Consider the following 3,156-nt stretch of genomic DNA (forward strand, 5'->3'; position numbering starts at 1 on the left):
TTTGTTCATTTTGCTGTTTTTTAAAATTAGAGATCATATTTCTCTGGTCTCCGTAATCAGAACTATAATCAATAATGGGTTGGTTAGTTGATTTACTACAACCCAAAAATAGCATTGAAGAGAATAAAATTAAATTTTTCACATTTTCAAAATTAAGCTTGATAATTACCTTCTCCTAAACAAGTAGTAGGTACCGTTCCACCAGTATTATGCGGTGTAAATGTACAAAAGCTACTATCATCTGAACAAATGTATAAACCATAAGTAAAACATGTTCCATTTGCGATATCTACAGCTCCCATACCATATTCATATCTATAGAGTAGTTTTGATTTGGTATTAACTTCCGGATTAACAGGGGAAGCTGTAGTAATATAACCCGAAACCCCAAAAACCACTTAAATAAATAATTTTTTTCATGAAATTTTTAAATTTTTGTTAATGAAATATGATTTTACTTACAAAACAATTATACAAATATTTTTTATTTCTCAATTACAGGGATCTCTACTTTTTTAAACTTTATCACTTTTTGACGAAAAACTCACAAAGTCTCAACAAACGTCAAAAGATTGCAGATACCTTTAAAAATAATTTTTAATTACAATTTATCTCCTTTTGAATATCTGTGAAAGTAAGTCTAAAATTCCTTTCGATAAATATTCTGTAAAAAGCTTAGTATTTCAATACTTATTTCATTAAGATGTGTTTCCAGTGCAAAATGTCCTGTATCGTATAATTTGATTAAAGCATTGGGAATATCTTTCTTATAAGCCTCAGCTCCTTCCGGAAGGAAAAATGGATCATTTTTACCCCACACCGCTAAAAGAGGAGGTTGATAAGTTCTGAAATACTTCTGAAAATCAGGATATAGAGCAACATTATTTTTATAATCTCCGAATAAATCAAGCTGAATATCATCACTCCCCTCACGATTCAGAAAGAACTGATCTGAATTATACCCGTCGGGAGAAACAAGCTCTACATTATCAACTCCATATGTGTATTGCCATTGGGTAGTTTCTGCGGTCAGGAATGACAGCAAAGCATTTCTGTTTTCTGCTGTCCTTTCTTTCCAATATTTCATGATAGGATTCCATCCCTCACTCAATCCTTCTTCATAAGCATTTCCATTTTGAGAAATGATCCCGGTTATTTTTTCCGGATTTGCCATCGCCAGCCTAAATCCTACAGGTGCTCCATAGTCAAATACATAAAGAGCAAATTTATTCAGAGATAACTGTTGGATGAACAGGTTTATGTAATAGGCTAGGTTATCAAAAGTATATTCGAATTCTTTATGACTGCGATGGCTTGATTCTCCAAAACCAATAAGATCGGGAGCAATTACATGATAATCATGTGCTAATATAGGAATTAACTCACGAAACATATGAGATGAAGAAGGAAAACCATGTAATAGTAGGATTGTTGGTGAAGATTCTTTGCCTGCTTTCCTATAAAAAATAGTTTCAGTATCTATACTGACGGATTTGTAAATAACTTTGTTCGATTCCATAATTTTTTTTTAAAGAGTTCTTTTAAATTTTCTGTAGTACAAAAGTATTTTACTTTAAAACTGTCTGCAATGACAATAAAGTTGCAAATACTGCCATATGTTTGTAAACAGTATATTTTCATTGCAAATTTGAATATGGAAAATAAAGTCAAACATATTGTAATATGGGTATCCCCTAGTCCTACTATATTGAGTGTAGCCGGACCATTAGAAATATTTGCCCGAGCAATAGATATGATAAATAAGAGCAATACTGATTTTGGATTCCAGTATGAGCTTCATGTTATCTCTTCTAGTGAAAATAAAGAAATAAAGTCTTCCTCAGGTCTGTGTATTGTGACGGAGGGTAATTTCCGGACAATAAATTATCCCATCGATACGCTTATAATAGCAGGTCTGTCATCCACTTCTGACTTGCATATTTCTACAGAGACTTTAGAATGGATAAGAGATCAATCTCAGCGGGTAAAAAGGATAGCCTCCGTCTGTACCGGTGCATATTTTCTAGCAGAAACAGGAATTCTGAATGGTAAAAAGGTGACTACACATTGGCAACATTGTAAGGCATTAGCTGAACGGTATCCTAAAATAGAAGTGGAAATAGCTCCTTATTTCATAAAAGATGGAAATGTTTATACTTCAGCAGGTATAAGTTCAGGAATGGATTTAAGTCTACTATTAATTGAAGAAGATCTAGGGCGTAATTTTGCATTGCAAATAGCAAATGGATGGTCCTATTCATGAAGCGTCCAGGTAATCAATTGCAATATGGGAACTTGCTGGAATATCATCAAATAAGTAATAAAAAAATCCGCAAAGTATGTGAATGGCTGCAAAACAATTTGCAGAATGATCTTAGGGTAGAGAAGCTTGCAGAAATAGCAGCTATGAGCTCCCGCAATTTCGCAAGGGTTTTTGTGCGTGAATTAAAAATTACTCCAACTAAGTATATTGATTATTTAAAGGTAGAAAACGCCTGTCAATATTTAACAGAAACACAATTATCACAGGACGAAATCGCAGAACTCTGCGGACTTCGTAATGCAGAAAGTCTAAGACGCCTATTTTTAAGAGTGTTAGATACTACCCCCGCTCAATATAGAATTAATTTTATTTAAACAATTATTTTTATTGAAGGAATTTGTTGGTAGTATATTTTAATTTAGATAGAAAATACATGTTATATAATTCTAAGGCTAGGAAAAATCTAAATTAAAAAAGTAACCCCTCAGCAGAGTCGGCAGAAGATTCACTTATAGTCATTTTAAAAATTAGTTTGTAAAAAAGCGTTCTTTCCTGATAAGTTGCCTTTAATGTCGTAAAAAGCGTTTAATTTCAAACGGCCTATCAATCTTGAAACCATTTCTTCAGAGTTTTTCATTTAATGAATCCTTAGATTCCATTGATAGAAGCTGTGCATATATTGTTTGCGAAATGCATAGAGAAAAAGAGAGCTAAATTTAAGGGAATTAAATTTAGTTCCATCTGAAATAACATATTTTAAATCCGATTGTTTGAGGGAGAACAGAAAAAAAAATAATTATAATCAACTACAGGGCGCCATAGATAAGATAATTTTTAGTGATTCAAGCAGTTTTCGACCTACTGCATAAACAACAGTCCGATTTACTTAAAAA

At 32.5% G+C, this 3,156-nt stretch carries 3 protein-coding genes; 2 read left to right on the plus strand and 1 reads right to left on the minus strand.

Annotation, left to right across the window (positions count from 1 at the left end):
• Positions 1-640 precede the first annotated feature (640 nt).
• Positions 641-1,519: an alpha/beta hydrolase gene (locus Q0A18_RS03860; protein WP_292008858.1), complete on the minus strand. Its 879-nt coding sequence runs from the start codon at positions 1,517-1,519 to the stop codon at positions 641-643.
• Positions 1,520-1,600: 81 nt separating this feature from the next.
• Here Q0A18_RS03860 and Q0A18_RS03865 point away from each other — a divergent pair, with 81 nt between their 5' ends.
• Positions 1,601-2,263: an AraC family transcriptional regulator gene (locus Q0A18_RS03865; RefSeq protein WP_292008859.1), complete on the plus strand. Its 663-nt coding sequence runs from the start codon at positions 1,601-1,603 to the stop codon at positions 2,261-2,263.
• A complete protein-coding gene (locus tag Q0A18_RS03870; protein WP_292008860.1) occupies positions 2,260-2,637 on the plus strand; it encodes a helix-turn-helix domain-containing protein in 378 nt (125 codons plus the stop codon). The genes Q0A18_RS03865 and Q0A18_RS03870 overlap by 4 nt, the downstream gene beginning before the upstream one ends.
• The last annotated feature ends 519 nt before the right edge of the window (positions 2,638-3,156 follow it).

It is taken from the genome of Chryseobacterium sp., assembly GCF_022712095.1.
Classification (GTDB): domain Bacteria; phylum Bacteroidota; class Bacteroidia; order Flavobacteriales; family Weeksellaceae; genus Chryseobacterium.